The sequence below is a fragment of the Pseudomonas sp. G5001 genome, assembly GCF_013385475.1.
GTDB lineage: Bacteria > Pseudomonadota > Gammaproteobacteria > Pseudomonadales > Pseudomonadaceae > Aquipseudomonas.
This window is the reverse complement of the sequence record NZ_JACAPZ010000027.1, coordinates 70,455-77,255: the sequence shown is the minus strand read 5'-3', so window position 1 is coordinate 77,255 and position 6,801 is coordinate 70,455. Positions and strand designations below refer to the sequence as shown.

The following is a 6,801-nucleotide window of genomic DNA, read 5'->3' as shown; positions in this document are numbered from 1 at the left end:
AAGCAAGAGCACAGCGGCCTACCGGCCGGCTTGAGTGTTTAAGAGCAAAATCAAAAGCTAAAGCGGGCACGGTCCACTGTAGGAGCTGGCTTGCCTGCGATGGCATCAACTGGGTGTACCTGATGCACCGAGTTGTCTGCATCGCAGGCAAGCCAGCTCCCACAGAAAAGCAGATCTGCTTTTGATCTTGATCTGAGCGAACGCGGGTAGTGCAGAGCGGGTAAACCGGCAGGACGCCGTGACCGAAGAAACGGATATGTACACCCGCATGGCGCAGTAATTGCGTCCCCCCCAATCCAACCCCCCAAAAAAGGAGCACCCCCCATGCAACTACGCGCCTTGCGATATTTCCACGAGGTCGCCCGCTGCGCCTCCCTGCGTAAGGCCGCCGAACGTCTTTACGTCACCCCCACCGCCGTCAGCCGCCAGATCGAACACCTGGAACACTTCTTCGGCGCCGCCCTGATTGAGCGCGGCCCCCGCGGCATCCGCCTCACCGCCGAGGGCGAGTGCCTGGCCGAACAAGTCACCTCAACCCTGCGCGGCCTCGACCAGGTACGCGAAGTCATCGCCAGCCGCCAAAGCCAGGTGGCCGGTAACATCAGCATCCATGTGTCAGAAAGTATCGTTTCCACCGTGCTCGCCCCGGTGCTCGCCACCTTCTACCGCGCCCACCCCAAGGTCACCTTCAACATCGTGATCGCCAGCGCCTCGGCCACCCTCGACGCCCTGTGCAGCGGCGAGGCGGACCTGGGCCTGGCGTTCTACCTGCAAGAGCGCGCCGACGTCGAAGTCACCGCCCACTGCCAGTTATGGCACCGGGTGCTGGTCAGCGCCGAACACCCCTTCGCCCAGCGCGACAGCATCGAATTGAACGAACTGCAAGGCCAGCCCCTGGCGATTCCCGACTCGGCCTACGGCGTGCGCCAGGCCCTGGAAGTGGCGGCAAAAAAACGCGGCGTCACCCTCGAACCGGTGTTCACCACCAGCTCCCTGGAAGTGCAGAAGAGCCTGGCCCGGCAACGGGCAGCGGTGCTGATTTTGCCCCAGGTCGAGGCAGACGTGCGGGACCTGGGCGACGGCCTGGTCGCCGTGCCGATCGCCGATGAAGACCTCGGCCGCATCCGCATCGACCTCTGCGTGTACCGCAACCGCCCCCGCTCGGTGGCGGTGCTCAAGTGCCAGGAAATGCTGGCGGGGGCGATGCAGCGTTGTTCGCTGAACTGAGCCTGAGCCTCAGAAGATGTTGATCGGCACATTGGCGACGAGGCGGAACTCATCGTAGCTGCCGTCAATCTGCCCGCCGCTGGCGCGATGGTTGTAGACGATGGTGCGCAGTACGGTGTTCTTGAGTGTTCCGGACTGAATCACATAGGCCAGCATCAAGCCGTTTTCGTTGTGCTTGGCGCCATCCAGGCTGCGCACGTTGTAGCCGGTGTTGTGGCCGTTGCGGTCGCCATCGTAATGGGTGCCGTCGATGTCCCAACCCTTGGCGTGCCACAGGCTGGCGGTGAGGCCGGGCACACCGTAGGCGGCGAAGTCTAGGTCGTAGCGCAACTGCCAGGACTTTTCGTTGGGGCCGTTGTAGTCCGAGTACAGCGAGTTGGCCATGTAGTTGCCGGTGGACTCCCACACGTAGTCGAAGTATTCGTTGCCGAATACCTGCTGCCAGGCCAGGGTCAGGCTGTGGGCCAGGTGCGTGGCGGTGAAGGCCAGGCTGGCGGCGTTATTGTCGATGTAGCCGAGGTTTTTGTCGCCCGAGTCGCTGGTGTGGTAGTAGTTGAAGGCGGTCTTCAAGGCGATGTCGCTTTTGTCACCGATGCGGTGGGTCAGGCCGACGTAGGTCTGGTCCCACATGTCTTCGAAACGCGACGCGTAGACGCTGGCTTCCAGCCCGTAACCCGGTTTTACCGTGGCTCCCAGGTAGCTGATGCGTGCGCCGCTGTAGGCGCGGTTGCCGAAGGTGGTGGTGAGCTTTTCGGCGCCGGTGCCGGTGCGTGGAATCGCCCGCTCGAAGCTGCCGCCCTGCACCGACAGCCAGTCGAATTCGTTGCTGAACAAGCCCACGCCCTGGAAGCTGGAGGGCAGGGCGCGGTTGTCCTTGTAACGCAGGATCGGATTGTCGGTCATCAGCCGACCCGCCTTGATCTCGGTGCTCGACAGGCGAAAACGCACGTCGCCCACCCCCAGGCGGCTCCAGGTGGGAATCGCATCGCCGTCGCCGTCCACCAGCACCCGGTCGCCGCCATTGGCCACCTTGCCGTGGCCGCGCTCCAGGTTGACCGCGCTGAAGATCCCCGCATCCACGCCCACGCCAATCAGGCCCTGGGTGTAGCCGGAGCTGTACTTGAGCATGCTGGTCTGCACCCAGGTTTCCCGTACACGCGTGGGCTCGACGCCGCCGGCTTTCTTGATGCTCAAGTGGGTGGTGCGTTTGGTGTGCTGGTTGGAATAGTAGTGACGCAGGTTCAGGTCCAGGGTGCTGCCTTCGAGGAAGCCCGGTGCGCTGGCCTGGGCGTTTTCCTGGGCGAAAGCCTGGGTGCTGGACGCCAGGGTGACGGCCAGCAAAAGACGTGGATACATGGTAAATCCCCATACAAATCAGACGTAAGGCGACCGTCCCGGCAGGCCTTCAGGTGCTGCCGGTCGGTGGCGAAAAGACGCGGGACAGTGGGAAAAGGTATTCAGCGAACCGAAGCTTCTGTGAGCCGGGTTTCGCGGGCCGGGCTGCCGGGCAGCGGCGGACGGGTTTCCTTGGCGAACCAGGCGGCGGTGAGGCACACCAGGTTGGCGATCAGCAGGTACCAGACCGGCGACATCGGGTCGCCGGTGGTGCCGATCAGCCAGGTGATGATGATCTGCGCGGTGCCGCCAAACGCCGCCACACCGAAGGCGTAGACGATGGAGAAACCGGTGGAGCGCACGGATTTCGGGAAGCTTTCCACCAGCAACACGATCAGCGCCGCGCCACTCATGCCGTGCAGGCCCGAGAGTACCGCCAGGGTCAGCAGGAAGGTCGCCGGGCTTGGGTGCTCGGTCATCAGTTGCAGGGCCGGGAACAAAATCAACAGCAACACCACCCGCGGTGTCATCAGGATCGTACGGCGCCCGAAGCGGTCGCAGAGCATGCCGCCAGCCACCGCGCACACGGCCATCGCGGCGCCGGCCACCAGGGTCGAGAGCATCGAAATGCTGGTGGGAAGCTTCAGTTCGGTGAGGGCGAAGGTGGTCATGTAGTTGAGGAAGTACTGGGTGATGGTGCTGCCGGAAAGGATCAGCAACCCCAGCACCAGTGCGCGCCGGTGCTTGCCGCAGACTTCCCGTACCAGGTCGCCGGTGCTGGTTTGCTCGCCGTGGCCGTGGAAGGTTTCGGCGAGGTTGCGGCGGATGTAGATGCCGATCGGCAACACCAGCAGGCCGAACACGAACGGCACGCGCCAGCCCCAGCTGTTGAGGTCTTCCGGGGACATGACCTTGGTCAGGGTGAACCCTACCAGCCCGGCCACCATGGCTGCGACGCCCTGGGCGACTACTTGCCAGCAGGCGTAGGTCCCGCGTTTGTGGGGTGGCGCCGCTTCGAGGATGTAGGTGGTGGCGGGGCCGGCTTCACCGCCCCAGGCCAGGCCCTGGATCATGCGGGTGAGCACCAGCAGGATCGGTGCCGCGATACCGATGGTCTCGTAACCGGGCAATATCGCGATGCTGCCGGTGCCCACGGCCATCATTACCAGGGTCAACAGCATCGCCGGTTTGCGCCCGACGCGGTCGGCGTAGGCGCCGATCAGTACTGCGCCCAGGGGCCGGACGATAAAGCCGATACCGAACGCGGTGACCGACAGCATCAGGCTGACGAAGGCGCTGTCGGACGGGAAGAACGTGTGGCCGATCATCACCGCAAAGGTTGCGTACACACCAAAGTCGAAAAACTCCACGGCGTTGCCCAGGACCACGGCGAAGATGCTCTTTTTGCCGGCGTCCGGGGACGGTGTTTCGGGTGCGTGATCAGGATCGGATCGTGTCAATTGCTCAGTGTGCATACCAGCCCCTCGATTTTAGTTATAGGTCGTCCGAGCTCCAGGCCAAGAGGGCCCGGAGCTGGCGTGTGGGTGGGCAGTTCTTACAGCGTCAAAAGTCAGGAAGGATTCGGCCAGTGGTGGATTGCGCCACGCCAGCTCTCGTAGGTTTTAGCGATTTGCAGCAGCCATTGATCGGCAAAACGCGGGGCGATCATCTGCAGGCCGATGGGCATGCCATCGGCGGCGAAACCGCAGTTGATCGACAACGCCGGTTGCTCGCCCATGTTCCACGGCACCGTGAACACGATGTGTTCGAACGGCAGTTGCGGGTTGTTGCTCGGTGATGGCCACTCGGCCGGGAAGGCATTGACCTGGTTGGTGGGGGACAGCACCAGGTCGAGTTCGGTGAACACCTGCGCGGCGCGGCGGCGCATTTCAAAGGTCTGGTTGAAACCCTTTACGGCTTGTACGCCGCTGATCTCGGCGCCCGGCGCGGCCCAGTCGCGGATGTACGGCAAGACCTTGTCGAACTGCTCGCTGCTCAGGGCCGACAAATCGCCCCACTGGCGGGCGCGCCAGAAATGGTCGAGGCCATCGAGTTGTGCGCGGTCCATGATTGGCGGGATCAGCATGACCTTGGCGCCGTGGGCTTCGAACAGCCGCGCGGCTTGCTCCACGGCTTCACAGACGAAGCCTTCAGGCTGCATGCCTGCGCCGGGTTCAAGCATCAGGCCGACGCGCAGGCCCCTGACCGACAGCGGCTGGTTACTCCACTGGGTGGTGAGCGGCGGAAGGCTGGTGGCATCGCGGGCATCGGGGCGGGCCAGGTGTTGCATCAACAGCACGCAGTCGTCGACGGTGCGGGTCATGGGCCCGGCGGCGCGGCCGGTGTAGTACGGGTCGATGGGGATGCGGCCCAGGGTCGGCTTGAATCCCACCAGGCCGCACCAGGCGGCGGGCAGGCGCACCGAGCCACCGATGTCGGTGCCCACGTGCAGCGGGCCGTAACCGGCGGCGGCCGCTGCGGCGGCACCGGAGCTGGAACCGCCGGTGTTGTTGGCGGTGTTCCACGGGTTGCGGGTGATGCCGTGGAAGCTCGACAGGCCGGAAGACAGCATGCCGAAGTCCGGGTTGGTGGTCTTGGCCAGGATTATCGCGCCCGCTTCACGCATGCGGGCTGCGGGCGGTGCGTCCCTGAGGGCGGGGGTCAGGCGGGTAGCCGCGCTGCCGAGGGGAATGGGCACGCCTTCGGTGGCGATCAATTCCTTGAGAGTCACCGGTACGCCATCAAGGGCGCCGTTGGGTTGGCCCTTGTTCCAGCGCTCGGTGGAGGCCTGGGCCTGCTGACGCACCTGTTGCGGGTCGAAGGCATAGAGCGCGTTGATCTGCGGCTCCCAGCGGTCGATGTGGGCCAGGAGCTGGTCGTAGTAGTCGATGGGCGCGAGTTGCCGGCTGGCAAATTGCGCCAACAGTTCGGCGGCCGTAAGGGTATGCAGGTCAGTCATCGAACGCTTCCTTGTGATGGGCCGGCTGGCTCATGGCGGGTTGCAGTAGGAACGACTATATAAACCCCGGTGTGACGCGGCCATCACAATCGGTGCAGTTCAGTGTTGCGTTTTTGTGTGCACTGAACCCCGAGGCGCAGCCCCTGGATTATTTCAAAACCTCAGGCGCAGGCGCTTGAGGCTTTTGTCGTACGGATGGAGCGGTGATTGAAGAACGGCTCCTGTCGAGGTGGGTGGTTCGTTCGAGCGTGTGAAGTGTTCCAGGTGGTGAAGTCGAAGCGAGTGACGGAGACTACGTTTTCCTGGATGAGCATGATGGGGGCAGGGTGGCTGTTGTCTGAATAACGCGTGCCCAGGTTGACTTCCAGTGTGTCCTTGTCACGGTAGCCGCTGAGCAGGGGCAGAAGAGTGAAGGTGTGGTCCATTCCTTCTGACTCGGTGGGCATGCCCACGAATACGACAATGCCGACATACACCTTTCGATCGTTCAAGCTGAACATGCAAGGCGTGTACTTCTGGATGGATTCTTTGAGCAGGTATTTGAAAGGCGTGCCTTCAAGGATGTTCAAGGCGAGCCGGCAGTTGAGTTGTTCATCGGATTTCAACTTCAGCTGTTTTTTCTTCGCGTTGACATACAGTCTCGCCCAGAGAGAAGGAATGACCAGGGTGGTCAAACCGGTCTGCAGCCAAAAAATCCAAAGTGCGGCATTCTTTTTGTTGGCAATATCGAGCTCTACCAACAGGGCGCCAAGATAGCTGCCGTAGTCTGTTGCAACCTCACGACCTGCAAATGCCAGAGTCAAGGCACTTGCCAGGCTAGCGACGACCAGGCAAACCAGCCCCAGTCGCGCAACCTGTAGATAGAGTAACTGCCCTTCAAAACGATGCAGCCGGCAGTAGTAATAGGGATGCTTGATACACACCAGATAACCGCTGACCAGTAACGGGAAAATGATCAGCAGGCCCATGAATCATTGGCCTCCATTTTGCGGACTTGGCGAATTGCTTCCTTGTAGGCCTCGGATTCCATGACTTCTCCGGCGGAGACTGAAATACCCCATTCTCCCTCAATCCTCATGGTTCTTTTTGACTTGATGGCTTCCACCGTATCCAAGTCATCCTGAGTCGGCTTACCGGCAAACAACGAATACAATCCAAACATGGCGACGACCTCGAAAAGATGTAGTCGTTTTTATAGCAAGCGGCCTTGACCCCCGCCATTGATGGCCGGCGTGCCAGCGTCGCCAGTTCCCGTAGGAAACGTCTCCATTCACTCCAAC

6 protein-coding genes are annotated in these 6,801 nt (G+C 62.2%); 1 reads left to right on the top strand and 5 read right to left on the bottom strand.

The features are described 5' to 3' along the window. Window positions 1–324: 324 nt before the first annotated feature. Window positions 325–1,227: a LysR family transcriptional regulator gene (locus HX805_RS21840; RefSeq protein ID WP_177080874.1), complete on the top strand. Its 903-nt coding sequence runs from the start codon at window positions 325–327 to the stop codon at window positions 1,225–1,227. A 9-nt stretch (window positions 1,228–1,236) separates the two neighbouring features. Here HX805_RS21840 and HX805_RS21835 read toward each other — a convergent pair whose 3' ends face one another. From HX805_RS21835 to HX805_RS21815, 5 genes are all read right to left on the bottom strand, one after another. Then, window positions 1,237–2,583, bottom strand: coding sequence for an OprD family outer membrane porin (locus tag HX805_RS21835; protein ID WP_008436036.1), 1,347 nt, complete (start codon window positions 2,581–2,583; stop codon window positions 1,237–1,239). A 101-nt stretch (window positions 2,584–2,684) separates the two neighbouring features. Further along, entirely contained in the window at window positions 2,685–4,037 is a 1,353-nt protein-coding gene (locus HX805_RS21830; protein WP_008436037.1) for a citrate-proton symporter, read from the bottom strand. Window positions 4,038–4,132: 95 nt separating this feature from the next. Continuing rightward, on the bottom strand, window positions 4,133–5,521 hold the full coding sequence (locus HX805_RS21825; RefSeq protein WP_177080873.1) for an amidase: 1,389 nt from the start codon (window positions 5,519–5,521) through the stop codon (window positions 4,133–4,135). 161 nt (window positions 5,522–5,682) lie between these two features. Continuing rightward, window positions 5,683–6,489 carry a hypothetical protein gene (locus HX805_RS21820; RefSeq protein WP_177080872.1) on the bottom strand — a complete coding sequence of 269 codons (807 nt, stop codon included), beginning with the start codon at window positions 6,487–6,489 and terminating at the stop codon, window positions 5,683–5,685. Continuing rightward, window positions 6,477–6,683 (bottom strand): hypothetical protein, encoded by a 207-nt coding sequence (locus HX805_RS21815; RefSeq protein WP_177080871.1) that lies wholly within the window; start codon window positions 6,681–6,683, stop codon window positions 6,477–6,479. The genes HX805_RS21820 and HX805_RS21815 overlap by 13 nt, the downstream gene beginning before the upstream one ends. Between the last annotated feature and the right edge of the window lie 118 nt (window positions 6,684–6,801).

What these genes read in the sequence shown, in the direction of transcription:
- HX805_RS21820 (WP_177080872.1), bottom strand. Translation starts at nt 6,489, where the DNA reads ATGGGCCTGCTGATCATTTTCCCGTTACTGGTCAGCGGTTATCTGGTG.
- HX805_RS21840 (WP_177080874.1), top strand. Translation starts at nt 325, where the DNA reads ATGCAACTACGCGCCTTGCGATATTTCCACGAGGTCGCCCGCTGCGCC.
- HX805_RS21825 (WP_177080873.1), bottom strand. Translation starts at nt 5,521, where the DNA reads ATGACTGACCTGCATACCCTTACGGCCGCCGAACTGTTGGCGCAATTT.
- HX805_RS21835 (WP_008436036.1), bottom strand. Translation starts at nt 2,583, where the DNA reads ATGTATCCACGTCTTTTGCTGGCCGTCACCCTGGCGTCCAGCACCCAG.
- HX805_RS21815 (WP_177080871.1), bottom strand. Translation starts at nt 6,683, where the DNA reads ATGTTTGGATTGTATTCGTTGTTTGCCGGTAAGCCGACTCAGGATGAC.
- HX805_RS21830 (WP_008436037.1), bottom strand. Translation starts at nt 4,037, where the DNA reads ATGCACACTGAGCAATTGACACGATCCGATCCTGATCACGCACCCGAA.